The organism is Nonomuraea sp. NPDC049400 (genome assembly GCF_044466425.1).
Taxonomy (GTDB): Bacteria; Actinomycetota; Actinomycetes; order Streptosporangiales; family Streptosporangiaceae; genus Nonomuraea.
The window spans coordinates 1-24,396 of record NZ_JBITMP010000068.1 but is presented as its reverse complement, the minus strand read 5'-3'; the positions used below and the strand labels follow the sequence as shown (position 1 = coordinate 24,396).

23 protein-coding genes are annotated in these 24,396 nt (G+C 70.9%); 6 read left to right on the top strand and 17 right to left on the bottom strand.

Annotated elements, in window-relative coordinates; all coding sequences use genetic code 11:
* Positions 1-11 precede the first annotated feature (11 nt).
* Both ACIBVN_RS53615 and dnaE read right to left on the bottom strand, forming a co-directional pair.
* Complete coding sequence (locus ACIBVN_RS53615) at positions 12-332, bottom strand: DUF6300 family protein (protein WP_397149448.1); 321 nt, start codon at positions 330-332, stop codon at positions 12-14.
* A complete protein-coding gene (dnaE, locus tag ACIBVN_RS53610; RefSeq protein WP_397149447.1) occupies positions 329-3,871 on the bottom strand; it encodes a DNA polymerase III subunit alpha in 3,543 nt (1,180 codons plus the stop codon). Before dnaE ends, ACIBVN_RS53615 begins: the two co-directional genes overlap by 4 nt.
* 125 nt (positions 3,872-3,996) lie before the next feature.
* On the opposite strand from dnaE, the gene ACIBVN_RS53605 reads away from it, so the two are divergent.
* Both ACIBVN_RS53605 and ACIBVN_RS53600 read left to right on the top strand, forming a co-directional pair.
* Complete coding sequence (locus ACIBVN_RS53605; RefSeq protein ID WP_397149446.1) at positions 3,997-4,995, top strand: LysR family transcriptional regulator; 999 nt, start codon at positions 3,997-3,999, stop codon at positions 4,993-4,995.
* Positions 4,992-5,744 carry an ankyrin repeat domain-containing protein gene (locus ACIBVN_RS53600; protein ID WP_397149445.1) on the top strand — a complete coding sequence of 251 codons (753 nt, stop codon included), beginning with the start codon at positions 4,992-4,994 and terminating at the stop codon, positions 5,742-5,744. The genes ACIBVN_RS53605 and ACIBVN_RS53600 overlap by 4 nt, the downstream gene beginning before the upstream one ends.
* Before the next feature lie 5 nt (positions 5,745-5,749).
* Here ACIBVN_RS53600 and ACIBVN_RS53595 read toward each other — a convergent pair whose 3' ends face one another.
* Positions 5,750-6,313 carry a hemerythrin domain-containing protein gene (locus ACIBVN_RS53595; protein WP_397149444.1) on the bottom strand — a complete coding sequence of 188 codons (564 nt, stop codon included), beginning with the start codon at positions 6,311-6,313 and terminating at the stop codon, positions 5,750-5,752.
* Positions 6,314-6,421: 108 nt separating this feature from the next.
* The gene (locus tag ACIBVN_RS53590) at positions 6,422-7,363 is read right to left on the bottom strand and encodes a zinc-binding alcohol dehydrogenase family protein (protein ID WP_397149443.1); all 942 of its coding nucleotides are present in this window, start codon (positions 7,361-7,363) and stop codon (positions 6,422-6,424) included.
* Between the two features lie 96 nt (positions 7,364-7,459).
* On the opposite strand from ACIBVN_RS53590, the gene ACIBVN_RS53585 reads away from it, so the two are divergent.
* A complete protein-coding gene (locus ACIBVN_RS53585) occupies positions 7,460-8,335 on the top strand; it encodes a LysR family transcriptional regulator (protein ID WP_397149442.1) in 876 nt (291 codons plus the stop codon).
* A 90-nt stretch (positions 8,336-8,425) separates the two neighbouring features.
* Positions 8,426-8,851, top strand: coding sequence for a nuclear transport factor 2 family protein (locus ACIBVN_RS53580; protein WP_397149441.1), 426 nt, complete (start codon positions 8,426-8,428; stop codon positions 8,849-8,851).
* Between the two features lie 34 nt (positions 8,852-8,885).
* Here the strand turns inward: ACIBVN_RS53580 and ACIBVN_RS53575 are convergent, their stop codons facing one another.
* The 4 genes from ACIBVN_RS53575 to ACIBVN_RS53560 form a co-directional block, all read right to left on the bottom strand.
* Positions 8,886-9,866, bottom strand: coding sequence for a sugar-binding transcriptional regulator (locus tag ACIBVN_RS53575; RefSeq protein ID WP_397149439.1), 981 nt, complete (start codon positions 9,864-9,866; stop codon positions 8,886-8,888).
* 81 nt (positions 9,867-9,947) lie between these two features.
* Positions 9,948-11,420: a glycerol kinase gene (locus ACIBVN_RS53570; protein WP_397149438.1), complete on the bottom strand. Its 1,473-nt coding sequence runs from the start codon at positions 11,418-11,420 to the stop codon at positions 9,948-9,950.
* Entirely contained in the window at positions 11,413-12,366 is a 954-nt protein-coding gene (locus tag ACIBVN_RS53565; protein WP_397149436.1) for a transketolase family protein, read from the bottom strand. The genes ACIBVN_RS53570 and ACIBVN_RS53565 overlap by 8 nt, the downstream gene beginning before the upstream one ends.
* On the bottom strand, positions 12,363-13,274 hold the full coding sequence (locus tag ACIBVN_RS53560; RefSeq protein WP_397149434.1) for a transketolase: 912 nt from the start codon (positions 13,272-13,274) through the stop codon (positions 12,363-12,365). The genes ACIBVN_RS53565 and ACIBVN_RS53560 overlap by 4 nt, the downstream gene beginning before the upstream one ends.
* A gap of 161 nt (positions 13,275-13,435) precedes the next feature.
* Here ACIBVN_RS53560 and ACIBVN_RS53555 point away from each other — a divergent pair, with 161 nt between their 5' ends.
* Together ACIBVN_RS53555 and ACIBVN_RS53550 are read left to right on the top strand one after the other, a co-directional pair.
* Positions 13,436-14,428: a sugar phosphate isomerase/epimerase family protein gene (locus ACIBVN_RS53555; RefSeq protein ID WP_397149432.1), complete on the top strand. Its 993-nt coding sequence runs from the start codon at positions 13,436-13,438 to the stop codon at positions 14,426-14,428.
* Positions 14,428-15,972, top strand: coding sequence for a DUF4038 domain-containing protein (locus tag ACIBVN_RS53550; protein ID WP_397149431.1), 1,545 nt, complete (start codon positions 14,428-14,430; stop codon positions 15,970-15,972). The genes ACIBVN_RS53555 and ACIBVN_RS53550 overlap by 1 nt, the downstream gene beginning before the upstream one ends.
* A 50-nt stretch (positions 15,973-16,022) precedes the next feature.
* Here ACIBVN_RS53550 and ACIBVN_RS53545 read toward each other — a convergent pair whose 3' ends face one another.
* The 9 genes from ACIBVN_RS53545 to ACIBVN_RS53505 all read right to left on the bottom strand — a co-directional run.
* Positions 16,023-16,652 (bottom strand): Rid family hydrolase, encoded by a 630-nt coding sequence (locus ACIBVN_RS53545; protein ID WP_397149429.1) that lies wholly within the window; start codon positions 16,650-16,652, stop codon positions 16,023-16,025.
* A 14-nt stretch (positions 16,653-16,666) separates the two neighbouring features.
* Positions 16,667-18,253, bottom strand: coding sequence for an FAD-dependent oxidoreductase (locus ACIBVN_RS53540; protein ID WP_397149427.1), 1,587 nt, complete (start codon positions 18,251-18,253; stop codon positions 16,667-16,669).
* Between the two features lie 126 nt (positions 18,254-18,379).
* Positions 18,380-19,381 (bottom strand): substrate-binding domain-containing protein, encoded by a 1,002-nt coding sequence (locus ACIBVN_RS53535; protein ID WP_397149425.1) that lies wholly within the window; start codon positions 19,379-19,381, stop codon positions 18,380-18,382.
* 9 nt (positions 19,382-19,390) lie between these two features.
* On the bottom strand, positions 19,391-20,386 hold the full coding sequence (locus ACIBVN_RS53530) for an ABC transporter permease (protein WP_397149424.1): 996 nt from the start codon (positions 20,384-20,386) through the stop codon (positions 19,391-19,393).
* Positions 20,383-21,876, bottom strand: a complete 1,494-nt coding sequence (locus ACIBVN_RS53525) for a sugar ABC transporter ATP-binding protein (RefSeq protein WP_397149422.1) — start codon at positions 21,874-21,876, stop codon at positions 20,383-20,385. The genes ACIBVN_RS53530 and ACIBVN_RS53525 overlap by 4 nt, the downstream gene beginning before the upstream one ends.
* Before the next feature lie 13 nt (positions 21,877-21,889).
* Complete coding sequence (rbsD, locus tag ACIBVN_RS53520; protein WP_397149420.1) at positions 21,890-22,294, bottom strand: D-ribose pyranase; 405 nt, start codon at positions 22,292-22,294, stop codon at positions 21,890-21,892.
* Positions 22,291-23,232: a ribokinase gene (locus ACIBVN_RS53515; protein WP_397149419.1), complete on the bottom strand. Its 942-nt coding sequence runs from the start codon at positions 23,230-23,232 to the stop codon at positions 22,291-22,293. The genes rbsD and ACIBVN_RS53515 overlap by 4 nt, the downstream gene beginning before the upstream one ends.
* A gap of 77 nt (positions 23,233-23,309) precedes the next feature.
* Positions 23,310-24,131, bottom strand: a complete 822-nt coding sequence (locus ACIBVN_RS53510) for an aldehyde dehydrogenase family protein (RefSeq protein ID WP_397149417.1) — start codon at positions 24,129-24,131, stop codon at positions 23,310-23,312.
* The coding region (locus ACIBVN_RS53505) for an aldehyde dehydrogenase family protein (protein WP_397149415.1) at positions 24,124-24,396 on the bottom strand (273 nt) is incomplete at its 5' end. The genes ACIBVN_RS53510 and ACIBVN_RS53505, both read right to left, overlap by 8 nt.

The following is a 24,396-nucleotide window of genomic DNA, read 5'->3' as shown; positions in this document are numbered from 1 at the left end:
GAGCCGGGCGGTCACAGTTCGCCGCGGCGCCAGGCTTCGGCCTCGGCGTTCAGGGCGTCCTCGTCCGGCTTCGGCGGCCGTGCCCGCTCGACCCAGCGCAGCAGGTACCCCGCGAGCTGAGCCGCGTCCTCCGGTCGCGCGGACCCGTGGACGGTGAAGTACGTGACGATCGGGCCGGTGAGGGGGTCGCCCGCGTCGCAGCGGGCGCAGACGAGGACTTCGCTGGTGCCCCGGACCTGGCTCCCCGACGCGTTCGTCCAGGTGTGCTGGAGGCGGAGGGCGGCGAGGACGTCGCCGGTGCGGCAGCGCGGGCAGGTCCGGTCGCGGATCATGATCCGCCGATCGCGCCCGCGCCGAACAGCGCCTTGACGTCGCCGTAGAACGCCGGCTCCGCGGTGACCTGGAAGGGCTGGAGGTTCAGCAGCACGCTCTTGGCGCCGTGGCGGTGCACGCGCACGTGGACGGGCGCCCGCCCGGGATGGGTGGTCAGGATGTGCTTGAACTCCTGAACGAGTCGCGGGATCAGCTGGGTCTCCTGGATCGAGATCACCACGGGCGGCTCGGTGTCCGCCCGGGAGACGTCGAGGAGGGCGATCTCCTCGCCGTAGACGCTCATCGTCTCGTCGCGTACGTTGATCCGTCCCCGCACCGAGATCACGCGGTCCTGGACCAGCGCTTCCCCGTACAGGGTGTACGGCTTGGGGAAGATGAGGCATTCCACGGCGGCGTCGTGGTCTTCGAGGGTGACGATCGCCCACGGGCTGCCCTGCTTGGTGACCTTGCGTTGCAGACCGGAGATGATGCCACTGATCCGGGTCGCGCCGTCCTGCCGCCCGGAGGCCAGCAGGTCGGCGATGGTGGTGTCGCGGTTGGCGTCCAGGACGCGTTCGGCGCCGTCGAGTGGGTGGCTGGAGACGTACAGGCCGAGCATCTCGCGTTCGAAGGCCAGCAGCGTGGCCTTGTCCCACTCCTCGCCGGGGATCGCGCCGGGAATCATGATCGAGAATGCGCCGCTCTGGCCGGGCTCCCCGAACAGCGAGTCCTGGCCGCGGGCCTCGTTCCGCTTGACGTCGATGACGGCGTCGACGGCCTGCTCGTGGACCGCGACCAGGGCCTTGCGGCGATGCCCCAGGCTGTCGAAGGCGCCTGCCTTGGCCAGCGACTCGATGACGCGCTTGTTGCAGACGACGGTCGGCACCTTGGCGAGGAAGTCGTTGAAGTCGGTGTAGCGGCCTCGGTCCTCCCGGGTGGTGACGATGGCGTCCACGACGCCGGCTCCGACGTTGCGTACGGCGCCCAGCCCGAAGCGGATGTCGGAGCCGACGGCGGCGAAGTCCAGCTGGCTGGCGTTGACGTCGGGCGGCAGCACCTTGATGCCCAGGCGCCGGCAGTCGGCCAGGTAGACGGCCATCTTGTCCTTGTCGTCGCCGACGGAGGTGAGCAGCGCGGCCAGATACTCGCAGGGGTGGTTGGCCTTGAGGTAGGCGGTCCAGTAGGAGACCAGGCCGTAGCCGGCGGTGTGCGACTTGTTGAAGCCGTAGCCGCTGAAGGGGACCAGGACGTCCCAGATCGCCTTGATCGCCGCCTCGCCGAAGCCGCGCTCGCGCATGCCGGCGGAGAAGCGGTCCCATTCGGCGTCCAGGACCTCCTTCTTCTTCTTGCCCATGGCGCGGCGCAGCATGTCGGCGGCGCCGAGGGAGTACCCGGCGAGCTGCTGGGCGATGGCCATGACCTGCTCCTGGAAGACGACCAGGTGGTAGGTGTCGCCCAGGATGGGCTCGAGCACCTCCTCGAGCTCGGGATGGATCGGCTCGACCGGCTGCTTGCCGGTCTTGCGCAGCGCGTAGTTGGTGTGGGCGTTCATCTCCATCGGGCCGGGCCGGTAGAGCGCGTTCACCGCGGCGATGTCGGTGAACGTGGTGGGCTGCATCAGTTTCAGCAGCACCCGCATGCCGCCGCCGTCCAGCTGGAAGACCCCGAGCGTGTCACCGCGCGCCAGCAGTTCGTACGTCCTGGCGTCGTCGGTCGGGACGTCGAAGATGTCGATGTCGATGCCCTTGTTGGCGCGGACGCCCGCGATCGCGTCGCCGATCACGGTGAGGTTGCGCAGGCCGAGGAAGTCCATCTTCAGCAGGCCCATGTCCTCTGCCTGGGTGAAGGGGAAGGCGGTGATGACCGGGCCGTCGGCCTTCGGCTTGGCCAGCGGGATCACGTCGACCAAGGGCTCGGCGGAGAGGATCACGCCGGCCGCGTGGATGCCGGTGCCGCGGGTGAGGCCCTCGATGCCGGTCGCCGTGTCGAGCACCCTTTTGACGTCGGGGTCCTGCTCGTACATCTGGCGCAGCTCGGCCGCCTCGCCGTGGCGGGGGTGGTGCTCGTCGTGGATGGCGGCCAGCGGGATCTCCTTGCCGCCGGCCGCCGCCGGGAACGCCTTGGTGATGCGATCGCCCAGGGCGTAGGGCAGGCCCAGCACGCGGCAGGAGTCCTTGATGGCGGCCTTGGCCTTGATGGTGCCGAAGGTGACGATCTGGCAGACCCGGTCCTCGCCGTACTTGCGGCTGACGTAGTCGATCATCTCGTCGCGCCGGCGGTCGTCGAAGTCGAGATCGACGTCCGGCATGGTGATGCGCTCGGGGTTGAGGAAGCGCTCGAAGATCAGCTTGTGCTCCATCGGGTCGAGCTGGGTGATCCCCGTGCAGTAGGCGACGATCGACCCGGTGGCCGAGCCGCGGCCGGGGCCCAGGCCGATGCCGTTCTCCCGCGCGTACCGGCAGATGTCGGCCACGACCAGGAAGTAGCCGGGGAAGCCCATGGTGTCGATGACCGACAACTCGTAGTCGATGCGGTCGAGCACCTCCTGCGACGGGTGCCCGCCGTAGCGGCGCCGCGCCCCCCGCAGGGTCTCCTTGCGCAGCCAGCTGGACTCGCTCTCGCCGTCGGGGACCGGGAAGCGCGGCGTCAGATCCCGATGGGCGAACACCTCGCCGTAGTCGCCGACCCGCTCGGCGATCAGCAGCGTGTTGTCGCAGGCGCCGGGCACCTCGCCGTCCCACAACGCGCGCATCTGCTCGGCGGGCTTGATGTAGTAGCCGCTGCCGCTGAACCGGAACCGGTCGGCGTCGGCGAGCCGCTTGCCGGTGCCGACGCACAGCAGCACGTCGTGCGCCTGGGCCTGGTCCTCGGTGACGTAGTGCGAGTCGTTGGTGGCCAGGGGCGGCAGGCCGAGTTGCTTGCCGAGCCTGAGCAGGTCGTCGCGGACCCGGCGCTCAATGGCGAGGCCGTGATCCATCAATTCGAGGAAATAGTTGTCGGGGCCGAAGATGTCGCGATATCGGGCGGCGGCCTCGACGGCCTCGTCGTACTGGCCGAGCCGGAGCCTGGTCTGCACCTGGCCGGACGGGCAGCCGGTCGTCGCGATGATGCCTCGGCCGTGCTCGGCGAGCAGCTCATCATCCATGCGCGGATATTTCTGGACATGACCTTCCAGCCAGGCCCGGGACTGCAGGCGGAACAGGTTGCGCAGACCCTGAGCGTCGGCCGCCCACATCGTCATGTGGGTGTACAGGCCGCGTCCGGAGACGTCGCCGCCCTCTCCTGTGCCGTCGTTGGAGCGGCGCAGCGCGAGGTTGTCGCTGTAGTAGACCGCCTGCCGGTGGCGGCGCGAGGCCGGAGCGACGTAGCTCTCGATGCCGATGATCGGTTTGACGCCCGCCTTGCGTGCCGTCTGGTAGAACTCGTACGCCCCGTGCACGTTGCCGTGGTCGCTCATCGCCACGGCAGGCATCCCCTGCCGGGAGACCTCCTCCATCAGCCGGCCGACCTTGGCGGCGCCGTCGAGCATGCTGTACTCGGTGTGCACGTGGAGATGCACGAAGGATCCCACCGAAGACCACGCCCCCTGGTTGTAGGCTCACTCGCGAACCCGAGCATTCGACCCGAGAGCAGGCCCGGTTGTCCAACAATCGACACTCCGGTTCGTCACAACCAGAGGTTGTGGTGGAGGCCGCGGCGGACCTTGATCTCGGCGCGGTCCGCGCCTTCGTCGCCGTCACCGAGGACCGGTACTTCAGCGAGGCCGCGGCCCGGCTGGGGATCAGCCAGCAGGCCGTCTCCAAGCGGATCGCGAAGCTGGAGTCCGACCTCGGCGTGCGGTTGTTCTTCCGCTCACGCAACGGGGCAGACCTCACCGAGGACGGCCGGACGTTCCTGCATCACGCGCGCGCCCTCGTCGGCATCGCCGACCAGGCGCTCGACGTGCTGCGCGGGCGGCGCCGCTCGCTCCGGGTCGACGTGCTGGACACCCGGCTGCGCTCCATCGACCTGCTCCGGGCGTTCCACGAGACCGTCGAGGACGTGGACATCGAGGTCATCACCTCGAACGGGCTCAGATCAGCCCGCGGCGCGCTCGCCGACGGGTCCATAGACGCCGCCTTCGCCCGCGTCACCGGGACGCTGGAGGAGGACCTCCTCTACGTGCCGGCCTACCTCGAACCGGTCCATCTCCTGGTCGGCCGCGACCACCCCCTCGCCGGCCTGCGGGAAGTGGAGGTGGAACGGCTGTCCGGGTCGACCGTGTGGATGCCCGGCAACGTCCCGGACAGCGAGTGGGCCGAGTTCTACCGGTTCCTGGGCGCCGCGTTCGACATCCCGATCGACACCTCGGGGCCGGACTTCGGCTGGGAGTACTTCGTGGAGCAGATCGGCTCCGGCGAACGCATCGGGTTCGTGGGCGAGCGGCTCCGGGTGCCCTGGCATCCGCGTACCGTCCAGATCCCGGTCGTCGGCCCCGTGCCGGTGTACCCGTGCTGGCTGCTCAGCCACCGGCAGAACCATCACCCGGTGCTGGCCCGGCTCATCCGCTTCATCGTGGACGACTTCCGGCCGTTCGACCCGCGAAGCCAGTGGCTGCCGGACCCCGACCGCGCCGCCCTCGCCGTGGATCTAGGAAATCCGGTGGATCACGAGGGCGGCTGCCGTACAGACTGGGGCGCATGACTGAACTCGATCTGGTGCCGGCGGCGGCCGCCGGGGAGACAGAGCAGGTCAGGCGGCTGCTGGACGGGGGCGCCGCGCCGGACGAACCCGACGAGGACGGCGCCACGGCCCTCTACCGAGCCGCCGTGCAGGGGAACGCCGGCATCGTCCGGATGTTGCTGGCCGCCGGCGCCGATCCCGGCAGGGAGAGCACGGGAGACAGCGAAGGGCTGCCCCTCTGCGCCGCCGCGTGCTGGGGGCACACCGAGACGGTGATCGCGCTGCTCGACGCCGGCGCCGACCCCGACCGGCGGGAGGACGTCACGCGGAGCGCGATGACGGGCCTGCACTGGGCGGCCGCCAACGACCACCTGGCCGTGGTGCGAGCACTGCTGGACAGGGGTGCCGATCCCGGCATCGCCGACTCCGCCGGGCGCACCGCCCTCAGCCACGCCGCCGAGCGCGGCGCGACGGCCGTCGTACGAACGCTGCTCGACTCCGGAGCGGACCCGTCATCGCCCGACGGCCAGGGCCGGCGTCCCGTCGATCTCGCAAGGCGTTACGCCGGCCGCGACATCAAGGAAGAAATGGTCGCCCTCGCCACCGAGCATGCGCCGCAGGGGGCGCTGATCACGGTGCGCAGGGAGACGTTCGAAGGACGCGACGTGCGGGTCGTGGCCGAAGTACGCGACGAGGCGGGCGAGCTCCGCTCGGAGTGGTGGCTCGGCACCGGCCACGCGGAGATCGTCCGCCTCCTGGAAGCCCGGTAACGGCCTCAGGGGCGTCCCCGGCCGGTGAGGACATCGCGGACGCGGTCCACCAGAGCGGCTCCCGGCGCCAGGAGTTTGTTGGCCGGCGGGGTGTCCGGCGCCGCCGGGTGCGGCCGGGTGGGGGCCAGTTTCTTGGCCCGCTGCACCTTGTTCCCCAGCTCGATCAGTTGCTCGGGCGGGCAGGCCTGGCGCAGCCGCGGGAACAGGTCGCCCTCCTCCTCTTGGAGGTGGTGGCGGATCTGGCTCATCAGGAGTTCGGTGGTGGGCCAGAAGTCGGCGTCGCGCGGCTCCAGCCCTTCCAGCCGTTTCATGGTCTCCTCGGCCTCGGCGTGCTCGGCGATCTCGTGATCGGCGATCTTGTCTCCGCCGGGCACGTGCTCGCGTACGGCCGGATACAGGTACTCCTCCTCGGCGACCGAGTGCCGCACCAGCTCGATGACCACTTGCTCGGCCACCGTCTTGGCCTGCTCGCTGATCCCGCCCTTCATCTGCTCGAGCTTGGCGAACATCTGCTCGACCTCGCGGTGATCGGTGACGAGAACCGCGATCACATCCTGCTGCGTATCCACCCGAACTCCCTCCTATCGCCGGTCAGGGCCCGCCGCCGCAGCGGCGCCGGCGGGACGTGTCGTGTCCAGTGCCCGCTGACAGCCGCCGAAACATGCGCGCCTTGACGCTCAAGGGTTTCGCAGGATGACCTTCCCGACGGTACGGCGGGCCGCCAGATCCGCCAGTGCCCGGCCGGCCTGCGCCAGCTCGTACTCCCCGCCGGTCAGCGGGCGCAGCCGGCCGGCGGCGGTGAGCTCGATCAGCTCGGCCAGCGGCGCGGCGGCGGTGCTCGCGGGCAGGCGCAGGTGGGCGCCGAGCCAGTAGCCGCCCACCGCGATGTTGCGCTCGCTGAGCAGGCCGGGATCGACCGGCTTCGGGGCGGTCCCGCCCGAGGTCCCGTACGTGAACAGGCGGCCGAACGGCGCGATCGCGTGCGGCGCGGCGTCGAACACCGCCCCGCCCACGGCGTCCAGCACCACGTCCACCGGGGAGCCGCCGTTGGCCTCGATCACCCGCGCGGCGTAGTCGCCGGCGGCGCCGTCGATCGCAGCGTCCGCGCCGAGACCCAGCACCAGCTCGCGCTTCTCTGGGGTGGAGGCCGTGCCGATCACCCGCCCGGCCCCGAACTCCTTGGCCAGTTGCACCGCCAGATGACCCACCCCGCCGGCCGCGGCGTTGACCACGACGCTTTCGCCGGGCGCGATCCGCGCCGCCGTACGCAGAAGGTGCCACGCGGTCAGGCCCTGCACCAGCAGCGCCAGCGCGGCGCCCGCGGGCAGCGCTTCGGGGATCTCGACAGCCTCCTTCACCAGCGCCTTCGTCGCGAAAGCGCGACTGGCGAAGGCCAGCACCCTGCGGCCGTCCACGGTACGGCCCACGACCTCACTGCCCGGCACGAACGGAAGCTCCGGCGGCAGGTAGGAACCCTCGAGCCGCTTGACGTCGGCGAAATTGAGCCCGGCGGCCTCGACGTCCACCAGGGTCTCGCCGGGTCCCGGCACCGGGTCGGGCACCTCGGCCAGGGTCAGCACCTCGGGACCGCCAAGCTGTTCTGCGTGCATCACTCTCATGCGCCCGACCCTAGAGAGGCCGCGTAAGGCCAGCCAGCGGGTGGTGTTTCTGGATCGCGCGGAATGTATGAAGGTCCTTCATACGTTGTCTGCGCCGTGAACGATCTGACCGCGGCCGAACTACGCGTGCTCATCGCCGTGGACGGCGAGGGCAGCGTGTCGGCGGCAGGTGCGCGGTTGGGCCTCACCCAGTCGGCGGTCTCGCACGCGCTGCGCGCCGCCGAGCGGAAGATGGGAACCGTGCTGTTCCACCGAGGGCGCGGCGGCGCCCAGGCCACCGCAGCCGGGGCGGCGGCGGTCGGCCACGCGCGGCACATCCTGCGGCTCATGGAGGTCATGAAGACCGACACGCGCACCGCCGCCCGCGGCGAGGCCACCGGGACCATCCGGCTGGCCGCCTTCCGCAGCGCCGCCTTCCACCTGCTGCCCAGGGTGCTGGTGCGGTTCGGCCAGCGCCATCCCCGGGTCACCGTGGACGTGCGCATCGTGCCCGACCTGGGCAGGGGCATCGCCGGCGAGGTGGCCGACGGGCGGGCCGACGTGGGCGTCGTCTCGCTGCCGGTGTACGTGGAGGGTCTGGTCACCAAGGAGCTGTACGCCGAGCCGTACGTGCTGGCCTATCCGGCGGGGCACCCGGATCCCCGCTCGCTGCCCATGATCGACTGGCACGAGAACTGCTCGGGCGAGACCCGCCGCTGGCTGGCCAGGCAGGAGTGGATCCCGCCGGGCGACATCACGGTCGAGGACGACGGAGTGGTCATGTCGATGGTCGGCCACGGGCTCGGCGCGGCGATCGTGCCGCGGCTGTCGGCCGTGGGGGCGCCGCCCAAGGTGGCCACGACCGAGCTCGGCGACGGCGCACCCCTGCGCCGCGTGGGCTACGTCACCACCCGTGAGCTGACCGGGTCGGCGCTGATCCGCGACCTGCTCGGCGAATTGCGCATTTCCCTCCGGGCGCCGGCGAGCGACTGAAAAACCCCTCGAACAGCCTCCACGGGACGGGCTTGCCCAACGATCCCGTATGCTGTACGGTACAGCGTACGGTTCGAGAGAGGGGCACATATGTATCGGCCGAGCAGCGAGGAACTGAAGAGCGTCGAAGAGTGGTTCGCCGAGTACGACGCGCTCGCCGAGCAGGGCGCGATCGAGCAGCTGGCTGACCTGGCGGTCTTCCCGATGAACCTGGCCACCGACGTGCCCGACGGCTACGCGGCCGTACGGCAGTGGACGCGGGCGGAGTACATCGAGGCGATGAAGGAAGCCATGGGCGGCGGCACCGCGGGACTCGACCTCGAGTCGAAGCGCACGCCGCACTTCCTCAGCCGGAATCTCGTGGTCGTGGAGACGGAGGCCACGATGACGATCGAAGGCCGGCAGCAGCACATGCACTACGCCGACCTGCTGGTTCGCACCGAGGACGGCTGGGCCTTCCAGACCATGGTCCAGGGCGGCTGGGGTTATGGCTGGCCGGCCGCGAAACGCGGCTGACGGACAGGGCGAGTGAGCCGCCTGAACCGGCGGCTCACTCCTCGGGGCAGAGGAGGCGGGCCACCCGCAGGTCGGTGATGAGCACGTTGATCCAGCCGCCCTCGATGGCGGCCTTGATCGCGGACAACTTGCGAATGCCGCCCGCCACCCCGACCCGGCGTCCGACGGAGCGGAAGGTGGATGCGTCGATGCCGATGACGCGCTGGTCGAAGCCCGAGTCGACGGGTTTGCCCACGGCGTCGAAGAAGTGCAGGCACACGTCACCGACGGCGCCGAGGGCCCGCAGCTCCTCCTGGTCGGCCTGGCTGACGGCGTTGCCGCTGCTGAGCAGCAATGGCGAGGGCTCCAGGCTGCCGATGCCGACCAGCACGACGGTCAGGTCGTTCCACTGGGACTGGACGTCGATCACGGTGGGGTCCTGCACCAGCGCGTCGCGGATCGCCGCGGTGGCGACCACGCCGGGGAGGGGCACGAAGACCGGCCGGGCGTAGGTGAGGTTGGCCAGGCGGGCCACCAGCCGGGTGGCGTGCACCTGGGCCTCGGGGCTGCCGACGCCGCCGACGAGCTGGATGACGCGGTCGGCGACCTGCGAGTTCTTCTGCGGCATGCGCTCGACGGTGGCGAGCAGCGTTTCGCTCCACGAGGAGATGCCGATCACGTCTCCACCGGTGAAGGTGACGCTGAGGTAGCTGGCCGCGGCCGAGGCGAGCGGCGGGATGACGTCGCCCTGGAAGTCCTCGATGTCCACGACGACGGCGTCACGCAGGCCGTAGCGCCGCTGCAGCTCCTCCTCCAGCTCGGTGTGCACGCCTTCCGGCAGCGTGACCACCGTGCGCACCATGCCTCGCGTGACCGCCTCCTTGAGCAGGCGGGACACCCGAGGCTGGGAGATGTTGAGCGCGGCGGCGATCTCGGGCTGGCGCATGTCCTGCTCGTGGTACATGCGAGCCACCCTGGCCAGGAGCCGCAGGTGATCCTTGGTCGTGTCGCGCCTCCCTCCCGGGTCAGGGGCCACCGCGCACCGCCTTCCTCTCGGCGTCTACGCCGATTGTCTATTCATGCCTGGACGATTAATTCAGCTTATTGCGCCCAGTGCTCATGTGCTGCTCCTTTGGTCCGGAGGCCGGGATCTGCGTACGGCCTCGTGCCAGGCGGCCTTCCTGGCCGCGCGTTCCGTCTCGTCGAGGGCGGGCTCGAACGCGTCCGCGGGCCGTGGCCGCTGTTCCAGCTGTTCGAGCGTCCACAGCTTGGCCACGAGCCCGGCGGCGTCGGCCGCGCCGAGGCAGGACAGGTCGTGCTCGCCGGACCGGGCGACGGTGCGGCCGCTGAGGTCGGCCTGCAGCCGCATCAGGCGGGCGCTGCGGGTCAGCCCGCCGTCGGCCATGAGGACGCGTACGTGGCCGACGGCCTGGTCGATCGCCGCCACGACGTCCTCGACCTGGAAGGCGACGGCCTCCAGGGCGGCGGCGACGAGCTGGCCGCGCCGCGTGCCCAGGGTCAGGCCGGTGACGACGGGGGTGGCGTCCGGCTCCCACCACGGGGCGCCGAGGCCGCCGAAGGCAGGGACGAAGTGCACGCCTGCCGGGCCGGTGTCCTCCGCCTCGGCCAGCAGCACGTCGGCGCCGGCGCCGAACAGCTCGGCCAGCCAGCTGATGGTGCGGCCGGTCGCGCGGATGTTGCCCTCGACAGCAGGCGCCGGCCCGGCGCCGAGGTCCCAGGCGATGCTGCGGCAGAGTCCGGGCACCTCGCCGGGGTCGCCGATCGCCATCACCGACGAGCCGGTGCCGTACGTGGCCTTCACGACGCCGGGCCGCCAGCCCGCGTGCGCGAACATGGCGGCGTGCGAGTCGCCCATGACGGCCAGCACCGGCACGCCGTCGGGCAGCGGCGCCAGGTCCCGGACCGCGGGGAAGCCGCCGGAGGAGGCGACCACCCGCGGCAGGACCTCGCGTGGCACGCCGAAGAGGTCGAGCAGCCGCGGGTCCCAGTCGCCGGTCCCGACGTCGAGCAACTGGGTGCGGGAGGCGTTGCCGACCTCGATGACGTGCTCGCCGCCGAAGCGGCTGAGCAGCCAGGAGTCCACGGTGCCCAGGCACAGCTCCCCCGTCCGGCTGCGGCGCCGGTCCTGATCGTACGTGTCGAGCAGCCAGCGCGCCTTGAGCGCGGAGAACATGGGGTCCAGCGGCATCCCGCTCACCGACCGCACCAGCTCGGCCGCCCCGGTGGCGGCCAGCTCGTGGCACCGGTCGGCGGTGCGCTGGTCCTGCCAGCTGATCAGCGGCCCGGCGGGCTCGCCGGTGCGGCGGTCCCACAACACCAGCGACTCGCGCTGGGTGCTGAACCCCACACCGGCGACCCTGGCGGCCTGCGCGGGGTCCACGCAGCCGGCGACCGCGCGCCGTACGCTCTGCCACAGCTCCTCGGCGGACTGCTCCACCCAGCCGGGGCGGGGCTGGCTCTCGGCGACCGGGGCGACGGCGCGCGAGACGACCCGTCCCCCGGCATCGACGAGCAGCGCCTTGGTGGAGCTGGTGCCCTGGTCGACGGCCAGGATGAGCGGGCTAGCCATGGCGCGTCAGGTCTCTCACGGCGGCGACGATGCCGTCGGCGGACAGCCCGAAGTGGTCGAGCAGGAAGGCCGTGTCCCCGGTGGGGGCGAACACGCGGGGCACGCCGAGGATCCGCATCGGGACGGGGTGACGGGTGACGACGGCGGCGGCGACCGCCGCGCCGAGCCCGCCGCTGGTCGTCGCCTCCTCGGCGGTGACGATCCCGCCGGTCTCGCGCGCGGCCGCGACGACGGCGTCCTCGTCCAGCGGGTCGAGGAAGGGCATGTTCAGCACACGTACGGAGACACCATCCTCGCGCAGGCGGGCCGCCGCCTGCAGGGCGCGGGAGGTCAGGGAGCCGATCGCGATCACCGTGGCGTCGCCGCCGTCCTGGAGCAGGACAGCCCGGCCCGGCTCGAAGGGTGCGTCGTCCGGCGTGACCACGGGCACCTTGAAGCGCGGGATCCGCAGGTAGGAGGGCCTGCCGGAGGCCGCCGCCCAGCGCACGGCGGCACGGGTCTGCACGGGATCGGCCGGGACGATCACGTCGAGGTTCGCGACCGCGCGCATCCAGGACAGGTCCTCGATCGAGTGGTGGGTGGGCCCGAGCTCGCCGTAGGCCATGCCGGGGCTGTGCCCGCAGAGCACGACATGCGCCTCGCTGTAGGCGACGTCGGCCTTGATCTGCTCCAGCGCGCGCCCGGTCAGGAACGGCGCCGCCGCGCACACGAACGGGATCTTGCCCGCGTTCGCCAGACCCGCGGCCACCCCGACGAGGTCCTGTTCGGCGATGCCGACGTTGATCAACCGATCGGGGTACCGCTCGCGGAAGCCGGCGAGGTTGCTGGAGCCGACGGAGTCGTTGCACACGGCCACGATCCGCGCGTCCCGCTCGGCCAGGGTCAGGAGCTCCTCGGCGAAGTCCCGGCGGCAGTCGAACGCGGCCTGCTGCTCGGTGAGGGTCATCGCGCCAGCTCCGCGAGCGCCGCCTCGACCTGCTCGGGGCTCGGCACTTTGTGGTGCCACTCCACCCGGTCCTCCATGAACGACACGCCCTTCCCCTTGATCGTGTTGGCGATGACGGCGACCGGCCGGCCGGTGGACGAACCGCTCATCGCCTGCAGCAGCGCGAGGTGATCGTGCCCGTCGACCTCGCGGACCTCCCAGCCGAAACTGCGCCATTTGTCGTCCAGGGCGCCCAGGGCGTTGGTCTCCTCCGTTCTGGCGCCCTGCTGCAGCCGGTTGCGGTCGACGATCGCGGTCAGCGACGAGAGGCCGTGGTGGGCGGCGGCCATGGCGGCCTCCCAGTTGCTGCCCTCCTGCAGCTCCCCGTCGCCCAGGACCACGAACGTGCGCCAGCTCGCGCCGTCGAGCTTCGCCGCCAGCGCGCATCCGGTGGCCACCGGCAGGCCATGCCCGAGAGCGCCCGTGTTGGTCTCGACGCCGGGAACCTTGATGCGGTTGGGGTGACCGTTCAGCGCCGACAGCGGCGCCATGAACGTGTCCAGCTCCGCCGCCGGGAAGAATCCGCAGTGGGCCAAGGTGGCGTACAGGGCGGCCGCGCAATGTCCCTTGCTCAGCACGAACCGGTCGCGCCCGGCCCAGCGCGGGCGCTCGGGATCGACGGACAGCACGCCGTAGAAACAGGCGACCAGGATGTCGGTCACGGACAGGTCGCCACCGATGTGCCCCATGCGTGCCCGGTCGATCGTCCGGACGATGCTCCGGCGCACCTCGGTGGCCAGGCGCTCCAGCTCTGCTGCGGCGGCGTGCCGTTCGGCTGCGCGGATGCGCTCGGCCACCTCCCGGTAGGCGGCCGACTGCACGGGATCGGCCGCCAAATCGTGAATATCTATTCCAATATGATTAGGCATATTTTGAAGCTAAGGCTCGCGTCGGACCCATGTCAATGAGGCCGTCTGCGCTGCTCTTGACGGCCACCTGGCGGCGAGGTTACATTCCGCTTGAATAGCCAGGCGATGGTGAATATAAATTCATATCTCCTGTGCGATCAAGGGATAGGAGAAAGACCCGCATGACGGCAGAACCCCTCTTCGGCGCAGGTCTGTGGCACTTCGGGCAGTTTCGCGACCGCTATGCCACCGACGGGTACGGCCCGCCCGTCTCCACCCTGGAGGCGATCGACCGTGCCGGCCAGGTCGGCAGCCTGTCCGTGGTCGACATCAACTACCCGTTCAACCCCGGCGACCTCGACGTGGAGCTGCTGGAGGAGCGGCTGAAGGCCAACGGGCTGCGGGCCATCGCGCTGACGCCGGAGATCTACACCAGGAAGTTCGCCCGCGGGGGCTTCACCAACCCCGACCCCGGCATCCGGCGCGAGGCCATCGAGCTGGTGAGCGAGTCCGCCGACCTCGCGCGCCGCCTCGGCTGCGACTACGTCAAGCTCTGGCCCGGCCAGGACGGCTGGGACTACCCCTTCCAGGCCGACTACAGGGCGCTGTGGCAGATGTCCGTCGACGCCGTGCGCGAGTTGGCGCAGCGCCACCCCGACCTGCGCTTCGCGATCGAGTACAAGCCGCGCGAGCCGCGTAACCGCATGACCTTCTCCTCGGCCGCCCGCACCCTGCTGGCCATCGAGAAGATGGACGTGCCCAACGTCGGGATCCTGCTGGACTTCGGCCACTCCCTGTACGGCCTCGAGTCCCCCGCGGACGCCGCCCAGCTCATCCTCGACCACGACCGCCTGTTCGCCATCGACGTCAACGACAACTTCCGCGGCTGGGACGACGACATGGTCGTCGGCTCCATCCACCTGGTGGAGACCTTCGAGTTCTTCCACACCCTGTGCCAGGCGAACTGGCAGGGCGTCTGGCAGCTCGACCAGTTCCCCTTCCGCGAGGACGCGGTGGAGGCCGCCAGGGCCGGGATCGAGGTGATGCGGACGATCTGGCGGGCGCTGCGGATCCTCGACGTGGCCGCCCTGGCCGAGGCGCAGGCGCGCCAGGACGCCCTGGCCGCGCAGCGCATCGCCCGCAAGGCGCTGCTGACCGCCCAGGTGGACGGCTGATGGGCGACGTCATCAGCGTCGCCGGAGCCTGGCGCGAGGCGGAGATCACGCTCACCGCCTCGACCGGCATCCCCGACGCCTACACCGCCGTCGACGTCTGGGCCGACTTCACCCACGACAGCGGGCTCACGCTGCGCCGGCCCGCCTTCTACGACGGCGGCCGTACCTGGCGGGTCCGCTTCAGCTCGCCCCTGCCGCACGGCCGCTGGCACTGGAGCGCCGAAGCCTCCCTCGACGACCCCGGCCTTCGCGGGGCGAGCGGGATCGTCGAGGTGCGGCCCGCCGAGCCGGGAGCACACCGGTTCCGGCGCCACGGCTTCTGGACCATGTCGCCGGGCGGGCGCAGCCTCGTCCACGCCGACGGCGCCCCCGCGATCCTCGTCGCCGACACCGCCTGGGCCCTGCCGTGGCGGGCCACCGAGGAGCAGGTACGCCTCTACGCGGCCGACCGGCACGCCAAGGGCTTCAACGCGGTGCTGCTCATGTCCGTCCAGCCCGACATGCGCGCGACCGGACCGCGCGACCGGCACGCCGACGAGGGCTTCGACGTCGCCTTCGAGGACCTGCCGACCGGCCACATCAACGACCTCAACCCGGCCTACTTCCAGTACCTGGACCGGCTCCTGGACATCCTGGCGGAGCACGAGATCGTGCCCGTGCTGCAGCCGGTCTTCCAGGGGTTCGGCTGGAAGGGCCTCGACGTGGCCGGGACCGTCGTGCCGTCGGCCGAGTACGCCCGCTACTGCCGCTACCTGGTGGCCCGCTACGGCGCCCGCCCGGCGATCTACCTGGTGGGCGCCGACGGCTCAGGCCGCGAGCCGCAGATCCCGGCCGGCGGCGCCGAGGTCCACGCCTGGGACTGCTACGGCCAGCCCACCGGCATCCACTACCGCCCGCACGCCGACAACCGGGCCTGGCAGGACGCCGACTGGCTGGACTTCCAGTGGTGCCAGACCGGCCACGGCGGCGAGCACGTCCCCGAACGGGTCGCCGGCATGTGGCGCGACACCCCGGTCAAGGCCGTCGCCAACGGCGAGCCGACCTACGAGCAGACCCGCTCGAGCACCAACGCCGCCGGCTGGTGGCAGGGGCATGAGGCGTGGAGCAACCTGTGCGCCGGGGGCACCATGGGCGTGGTCTACGGGGCCGCCAACATCTGGCAGTGGAAGCTGCACGACGGCGAGCCCGGGCACGAGCCGTACTTCCTGGCCCCCTCCGGCGGCTGGCGCGACTCCCTGGCTTTCGAGGGATCCACCTACGTCGGGCTCCTCGGCAAGATCCTGGACGGGCTGCCCACGACCGACATGGAGCCCGACTGGGAGATCTTCGTCAGCCCGCGCGCCCTGCACGTGCCCGGCCGGCTGCACGTGGTCTACCAGGAGAACGGCGGCGCGCTCCGTCCGACGCGCGAGGAAGGGTTGCCGGCGCGTTACCGCGTCGTCGACCCGCGCACCGGACGCGTCCTGGCGGAGGGGCGGCGCGAGCCCGGGCAGCCGATCGCCGACGAGCACCGGGAGCCCCGCGTGGTCATCTTCCACGACTGAACGCACGTTGTCGGCCCGCGTCGCCCCACCCGCACCTCCGGGTGGGCCGGTCAGTGCTTGTACGCGGCGACGACCTCCACCTCGACGAGCCAGCCCGCGACCGGGAGGTTGGCGATCTCGATCGTCACGCGGGCCGGGCGGGCCGGGTTGACCTCCATGGGCGGGGCGGGCGGCGCTGTGCCGAGCGGGACGGGTACGGCCTGGCCGGTGGCCAGGTCCGTGTTGGCGAAGAACTGACGGTAGGCGCGGTTCCAGCCGGTGAAGTCGGCCGCCTCGGCTCCAGGAGGCTTCTCCAGGTAGGCGCGCATGGAGACGACGTCGGCGAGGCCCAGACCGGCCGCGGAGAGATTGGCCTTGATGCGCTTGAGCACGCCGAGGGCCTGGGCCTCGGTGAGGGTGACGCCCGGGGGCAGGGTCCCGCCGGGGAAGTCGACGTAGCGTTCGGGAGAGTCGGCGGGCGCCGCGGGGTTGGCCGCCGCCGGCCCCAAGCCGCTGGCGGTGTAGGTGGCCACCTGCTTTCCGAGCGCCACGCCGTCGGCGATCGCGGGGTTGGTGGTGCCCGCGGGCAGGAACGGCTTGACCTCCTGCGGCAGGGGCGACCAGGTGGGGGTGGCCGCAGCGGTGCTCGTGCCGAGGACGAGGACGACGGCCGCGGGGAGAGCGATGGTGCGGATCTTCATGCGGTGGTGTCCTCTCAGGAGGTGCTCAGGACGCGCTGGTGCAGCTCGGTGACGACCTTGCGGGCGGACTCCAGGGCTCCCGACTGCCAGGCGATCATGTAGCTCAGCCAGTCCCCCGCGAAGTACACGTGCCCGGCGGGTTTGCCGAGGAGCTGGTACGCGCCCTGCCTGGAGGGCCAGCCCACCCACGCGCCCTCGATGTGCGGCTGGAGTTTCCAGGCGATGGACACCGACGACGCCAGTTCGTCGCGATATTTCGCGCCATGGATCTTCATGCCCTGCTCGATCGCGCGGCGCTCGCGCTCGGCGGGCTTCAGCGCGGCGTACGCGTCGGCCTGGGCGCCGAAGTTGTAGTAGCCGACGACCAGGCCGCGCGACGTGCCGTACCCGTAGGAGGGGTACCAGATCGTGGCCAGGTCGAGGTCGGTGGCGGTGATGCCGCCGTAGATGTCGTCGTCGGTCTCCCACCAGCGGCGGCGGTACGCCAGGCCGATCTTGCCGGCGTTCGTGACGGTCGGGGTGGCGAGGGCGGCCTGGACCTCCGCGCCGAGGTTGTGCGCGGTCTTGGCGAGAATGTGCGGGGGCATCGCCGCGACGCACAGGTCCGCCTTGATCTTCTGGGTACGGCCGTGGCGGTCCTGATACTCCACCTCCACGCCGTCCTGCAGATCGGTGATCTTGGTGACCTCGGCCCGCAGCCGGATCCGCTGCCGCCCGATCTTGTCGGCGAAGGCCCGCGGGATCGCGTCCATGCCGCCCACCGGCTGGAACATCAGCATCGCCTGGTCGTAGCCGAACTCGAACGCGAACCGCTGCCCGACGCCGCTCCCCAGCACCTCCGACAGCGACGGCACCGGCCCGAGGAGCGTGCCCGGCTGGTCGCCCGCGCCCGGGTTCACGCTGTGGCCGCGGCGGGTGGTTCCGGAGTACTTGAATCCGCTCGCCTTGTCCCCCACTGCCCCGAAGCTCGACAGGAAGGCGATCAGCCGCTCTTTGTCCTGCGCGGTGAGCGCGGCGTCCAGCGCCCCCGCGTCGGTCGCCCGCGACAGCAGCTCGGAGACGTACCCGTACACGTCGGCCTTGGCGGTACGCCAGCGGACGGGGGCCGGCATGTTCTGGTGGTAGATGTACGCCTGGGCGTTGGAGTTGGTGAAGACCTCCAGGTCCACGCCGAGCTCGCGACAATAGTCCATGGTGACCATCCACTGCGCCAGCCGGGCCGGGCCCGCGTTGAGGTAGAGGCCGTCACCGAACTGCGCGACCTGCGTGGAGCCGTCGAGCTCGGTCACGCGGTCGCCGCCGCGGATGGTCCAGTTCCGGCCGCCGACCCGGTCGAGCGCCTCCAGGATCGTGCAGTCGTAGCCCGCCTTGCCCAGCTCGTACGCCGTGGCGAGGCCGGCTATCCCCGCGCCGAGGATCACCACCTTCTTCGCGGACCGTCCGGTGAGCGAGAAGTCGGACGGCTGCGGCGGGCCGAAGGTCCCCTTCGCGGCCGCCTCTGCGGACGGCGCAAGCCCGAGCGCGCCCATGGTCGCGAAGAGCGCGCCTGCCCCGCCGGAAACACCGACGGCGGACAGGAAATCGCGTCTGCTGTACCCCAACACTTACCTCCAAGGTTTTGCTGGAGGTAAGTGTTGGGATGCTTTGTTGCCGATCATCCGGCCTTGTGTTGTTTGTGAGTTTCCAGCCGATCATCGTGTTTGTGGCGAAAAGTGAGCTTCAAGCTCCTACTTGAGGCTGTCCGGAACGCCCGACTTGTCGCCGAGGCCGACGAGGTAGTCCGCGTACTCCTTCACGTTGTCCTTCTTGACCAGCTTGCCCTGCAGCGTCTCGTCGGCCTGCACCTGCTTGCCGCCCAGGACGTCGGAGGCCAGGGAGATCACCTTCTGCCCGAGCGCGAAGGGCGACTCGGCGTTGGTGGCGTACATCTCGCCCGCCGCGACGGCGGCCAGCGCGTCGGCGATGCCGTCGTTGCCGACGACCTTGACCTTGCCCACCAGGTTGCGGGCCTTGAGCGCGGACAGCACGCCCATGGCCATCTCGTCGTTGGCCGCGTACACGCCGTCGATGTCGGGGTTGGCCTGCAGCACGTTCGTCATCACGTTCAGGGCCTTGGCGCGGTCGAAGTCGGCCGCCTGCGTGGCGACGACCTTGATGTCCTTGTGCGTGGCGATCTGCTGCTGGAAGCCCTTACTGCGGTCCTGGGCCACGTTGGTGCCGAGGATGCCCTGGATCTCGACGACCTTGCCCTTGCCGCCGACGGCCTCGGCCAGCGCGTCGGCCGCGTTCTTGCCGGCCTGGACGGCGTCGTAGCCGACGAACGTGGCCAGCTTGCCGCCGGACGGCTTGCGGTCGAACGCCATCACGGGGATGCTCGCCGCGTTCGCCTGCGTGACGGAGCTGCTGGCGGACTGGCTGCCCACCGGATCGAGGATGAGGATCCCGGTCTGCTTGGAGATGGCGGTCGTCGCCTGGTTGAGGAAGGTGGCGTCGGAGTTGTCGGCGTTCTGCACGTTCAGGGTGATGCCGCTCTTGGCGGCCTGAGCCTCGGCGCCGTCCTTCACGCTGATGAAGAACGGGTTGCCGAGCGTGCTCATGATGATCGTGGCGTCCTTCTTGCCGGACGCCTTGACGGCGCCCGTGGCCGTCTCCTCGCCGCCCCGGCTGCAGGCGGTCAGGGAGACGGCGGCCAGGATCGCGACGGCGAGGATTTTGCGGGGAGTGTGCATGGCTGTTCCTTAGATGTGCTGTGCGAGTTCTGGGGCGGGTACGGGGGATTCGGCCCGGCGCGGCACGAGCCTGCGGAGGAGGTCCACGTTGCGGTCCAGGAAGACGGCCAGGAGGATGACCAGGCCCTTCACCACGTCCTGGAGGAACGGGGAGACGTCGAGGAGGTTCATCCCGTTGTCGATGACGCCGAGGACGAGCGCTCCGACGAGGGTGCCGAGCAGGGTGCCGCGGCCGCCGGCCAGGCTGGTGCCGCCGATGATGACGGCCGCGATCGCGTCCAGTTCCAGGCCGGCGCCGGCGGTGGGCTGGGCCGTGGAGAGCCGGGCGGTGATGATGAACCCGGCCAGGGACGCCAGCACGCCGCTGATGACGAAGGCGAGGATCTTGACGCGGTGGACCCTGATGCCGGACAGCCGCGCGGCCTCGACGTTGTCGCCGGTGGCGTAGACGTAGCGGCCGAAGCGGGTGCGGGCCAGGACGAACCCGAAGATCCCGAACGCCACCAGCATGATCCACACCGGCACCGGCACGCCCGCGAACCTCGCCTGCCCGATCCCCTGGAAGTCGTAGTCCGTCACCGGGATGGGGTTGCCCGAGGTGACGTGCAGGGTGAGCCCGGCGAACACCGACATCGTGGCCAGCGTCGCGATGAACGACGGCATCCTGGTCCTGGTCACGAGCAGGCCGTTGACCAGCCCGATGGCCGCGCCGGTCGCCAGGCCCGCGGCCAGCGCGGGGATCAGCCCGTACGTGCCGAGCGTCAGTGCGGTGACGACGGCGGAGAAGCCGAGCGCCGAGCCCACGGACAGGTCGATCTCGGCCAGGATGATCACGTACGTCTGCCCGGCCGCGAGCAGCGCGGCCACGGAGGTCGCGAGCGCGACGTTGAGCAGGTTCGTCGGGGTGAGGAAGACCGGCGAGGCCACCGAGAGGACGATCCCTACCAGGAGGAGCATCCACACCGCGCGCAGCCGGCCCGCGACGGTCTTGAGCTTCGAGGTCATGCGGCACCTACCAGTGCGTGCTTGAGGATGGACTGCTCGTCGAGGTCGTCGCCGGTCAGCTCGGCGACGAGCCGTCCCTCGCGCATCACGACCACGCGGTCGGACATGGCGACGAGTTCCGGCAGGTCGGAGCTCACGAGCAGGACGGCGACGCCGTCCGCGGTGAGCTGGTTGATGATCCGGTAGATCTCGGTCTTGGCCCCGACGTCCACGCCCCTGGTCGGCTCGTCCATGAGCAGCACCCGCGGCCTGGTCATCACCCATTTGGCGAACAGGGCCTTCTGCTGGTTGCCGCCGGACAACGAGCTGACCGGGATGGACGGGGAGGCGGCGCGTACCCGCAGTTCCGAGATGACCGCGCCGGTGGCCGCGCGCTCCTTGCCGCGCCGGACGACACCGCTCCCGGGGCTGAACTCGCGCAGCGAGGCCAGCGACACGTTCGACTCGACCGACTGGCCCATGCACAGGCCCTCGGCCTGCCGGTCGGGCGACAGGTAGGCGATCCGGCTGCCGATCGCGTCCTGGACGCTCGCGACGCGTACGCCGGAGCCGTCCACGAGCACGGAACCGCCGGTCAGCGGCTGCAGGCCGAACAGCGCGCGCAGCAGGTCGCTGCGCCCGCAGCCGACCACGCCGCCGATGCCGACCACCTCACCGGCCCGGACCTGGAGATCGATGTCGTGGAACCGGGCGCCCTGCCCGCCGCGCACCTCCAGGACGACTTCCGGTCTGGCGTTGCGCTCCTTGGGGTAGAAGTCGTCCACGGCGTCGCCGACCATCGCCGTGACGACCTTGGCCGGGGTGAGCCGCTCGGTGGGGGCGTCGAGCGTGACCCGGCCGTCGCGCAGCACGACGATGCGGTCCGACAGGGCGAAGACCTCGTCCAGCCGGTGGCTGATGTAGATCACCGACACGCCGGCCTCGCGCAGCCGGTTCACCTGGGCGAAGAGCTGCTCGGACTCCTGCTCGTCGAGCGCCGCGGTCGGCTCGTCGAGGATGATCAGCCGCAGCTCGTGCGTCATGGCCTTGGCGATCTCGAGCATCTGCCGCTCGGCCACGCTCAGCTCGCTGACCTGGCGCTGCACGTCGATCTCCATGCCGAGGCGGCGCAGCGCCTGCCTCGCCTCGGCGGCCATGCGCTGCTTGGAGACGAACAGGCGGCCGAAGACGCGCTCGCGGTCCAGCACGTACATGTTCTCGGCCACGCTGAGGTGCGGGAACAGGTTCTGCTGGAACTCCTGGTAGATGACCTCGATGCCCTGTGCCATCGCGGCCTGCGGGTCCTTGAGGACCGTCGCGGTCCCGTCGATCAGCAGCCGCCCCGAGTCGGGCTGGTGCGCGCCGGAGATCACCCGGGTGAGCGTGGACTTGCCCGCCCCGTTCTCTCCGACGAGCGCCACGACCTCGCCGGGGCCGACGTCGAAGCTGACGCCCCGCAGGACGCTGTTGTCGCCGAAGGACTTGCGCACATCGGCAAGCTGGAGATGCATGCCAGGCTCCCGATCAGTACACGACGCCCGCGGTGAGCAGGACGTTGGCGTACGGGGTGAACTCGCCGGAGCGCACGGCCGCCCTGGCCCCGGTGGTGGCCTGCTTGAACTCGGTGTGTGGCAGGAACTCCAGGGTCAGGCCCAGCTGGTCGAAGCGCTCCTCGATCGCGGCCAGCATGTCCGGGCTGTGCTGCTTGATCTCCTCCGACAGCAGCACGCCCTCCACGGCCACCTCCTCCAGCACCGCGTCCAGCAGGTCGAGGAAACGGGGCAGGTTCTCCCTGACGGCCAGGTCGACGCGTTCCACGTCTCTCGGGATGGGCAGTCCCGCGTCGGTGACGATGATCGCGTCCGTGTGGCCGAGCTCGGAGATCACGCGGGCGAGCTGGGCGTTGAGCGTTCCCTGGTTGCGCCTCATCGGGTGGCTCCTTCCATGGAGGTGTTGACCAATGGCTCGACCTCGTCCCTGCCGGGGAGCGAGGGGCTGGCTCCGGCCTTGGTGGTGGCCAGGGCGCCGGCTGCCATGCCGTACTGGATGGCGGTGTCCACGTCGAGGCCGGCGGCGAGGGCGCCGCCGAAGAAGCCGGTGAACGCGTCACCGGCTGCCGTGGTGTCCACGGGCGTCACGGCGTACGCGGGGAAGTGGCGGGTGCGCTCCTTCGTGACCGACAGGGCGCCGCCCGCGCCGAGCGTGATGATCGCGTGGCCCACGCCGCGCTCCAGGAACCAGACCGCCGCCCGCTCCGCCGACTCCAGGTCCGTGACCTGCACGCCGGTCAGCACGGTGGCCTCGCTCTCGTTCGGGGTCACGATGTCGAGGTGCGGCCACACGTCGTCCGGCAGTTCCTGGGCGGGCGCTGGGTCCAGGACCACGGTCAGCCCGGCCGCCGCGCCCGCCCGCGCCGCGTGGCAGGCGACCTCCGTCCGGATCTCGAGCTGGAGCAGCAGGACGCCGACCCGGTCGCGGACGCGCTCGACGCTCTGCGTGACCATCGCCTCGTCGAGACAGGCGTTGGCGAGCGGCGTGATGACGATGTCGTTCTCACCTGAGGCGTCCACGCGGATGTGGGCGACGCCCGTGCGGCCCTCGACCGTGCGCACCTCGGTGAGGGTGACACCGTGCGCCTCCAGCCCGGACAGCACGATGTCGCGGAACGGGTCCTGGCCCACGCAGGCGACCATCCAGGTCGGCGCGCCCGAGTGGGCCGCGGACACGGCCTGGTTCGCGCCCTTGCCGCCGAGTACGAGGGTGAAGTCGTCGCCGAGCACGGTCTCACCGCGCCGCGGCAGCCGCTGGCTGAACGCCGTGACGTCCGCGGTGATGCTCCCGACGACGAGAACACCGGTGGGTTCCATGGGGGTTCCTCCAGATTTGGGGATGGGTGACCCGAGGCCACGGCCCGTGTGCCGTGTCCTTGCGGGTGCGGGGTCGATCAGATCCCGGCGGGGTGCCAGACCGTCTTGGTCTCCATGAACGCGGTCATGCGTCCCGTTCCTCGGTCGTTTTCCGCTGTGAGCACGCGTTTGAAGTTCTCGGCCGCCGCCTGCTCGCAGGCCAGCGCCAGTTCGGGGGCTCCCACGCCGGTGAGGTCGAGCCCGTTGACGTCCATGTGCGCCGCCAGCCAGGGCGCCAGCTCTGCCTGGTGCCCGGTGAGGATGTTCACGACTCCGCCCGGCAGGTCGGAGGTGGCCAGCACTTCGGCGAACGTGATGGCGGGCAGCGGCGCCCGCTCCGAGGCGACCACGACACAGGTGTTGCCGGTGACGATCACGGGTGCGACGGCGGAGACGAGGCCGAGGAGGGGGTCGGCGGGCGCGATGGCCGCGACCACCCCGGCTGGTTCCGGCGAGGACAGGTTGAAGTACGGCCCCGCCACCGGGTTGGCAGAGCCACGCACCGCGGCGATCTTGTCGGCCCAGCCCGCGTACCAGACGAGCCGGTCCACCGCGGCGTCCACCTGCTCCAGCGCCTGCTTGCGCGGGCCGCCGACCTCGTCGGCGAACTGGGCACGGCGGCCCTCCAGCATCTCGGCGACGCGGTAGAGGATCTGCCCCCGGTTGTACGGCGTGGCGCCCGACCAGCCGGGGAACGCCTTACGCGCGGCCACCACCGCGTCACGGGCGTCCTTGCGCGAGGCCCTGGCGGCGTGCTCCGTTCTCGTCACGGGGTAGGACCTCCCGCTCTCCGAGCGCGGGAACGCTCCCCCGATGAACAGCTTGTACGTTTTGCGCACGGTCACTCGTCGATCAGACATCGAGGTACGCCTCCAGCCCGTGCAGCCCGCCTTCGCGGCCGTAGCCGGATTCCTTGTAGCCGCCGAACGGCGAGGCCGGGTCGAACTTGTTGAACGTGTTGGCCCACACCACCCCAGCGCGCAGCCGGTCGGCCATCCACAGGATGCGCGAACCCTTCTCCGTCCAGATGCCGGCCGACAACCCGTACGGGGTGTTGTTGGCCTTCTCCACCGCCTCAGCCGGAGTACGGAACGTCAGCACCGACAACACCGGCCCGAAAATCTC